The sequence below is a fragment of the Streptococcus suis genome, from assembly GCF_002960445.1.
GTDB classification, from domain to species: Bacteria; Bacillota; Bacilli; order Lactobacillales; family Streptococcaceae; genus Streptococcus; species Streptococcus hyiners.
The window spans coordinates 1-270 of the sequence record NZ_POJD01000232.1 but is presented as its reverse complement, the minus strand read 5'-3'; the positions used below and the strand labels follow the sequence as shown (position 1 = coordinate 270).

General features: G+C 30.7%; 1 pseudogene. It reads right to left on the bottom strand.

Annotated features, from left to right (window positions below):
* A pseudogene (locus tag C1G53_RS13385) lies at nucleotides 1-163 on the bottom strand (transposase); the annotation flags it as partial.
* Nucleotides 164-270 lie beyond the last annotated feature (107 nt).

Genomic DNA, 270 nt, shown 5'->3' with positions numbered 1-270 from the left:
TTTTAGGAGATGAGCTGAAAAGAGCTCTCCTCAGCTTTTCACTGTTCAAAGCATCAAAATCCGTTTTTCTAGTTTCCATTTTCCTGAATCCAAAGGCATTTCTTTTAATGACTTTGATGAGATTGTTAGTTGTTTCTGATTTGGTGTTGGAAATTGTGAGTTTTGTTGTTTTTCATACTCAATAAAAATCAAAAATAGCAAGTCTAATTTACTTATAACATGTAAAACCTTAATTTATAAGTTTGAGTTGAGGATTGTGGATTTCAAGTA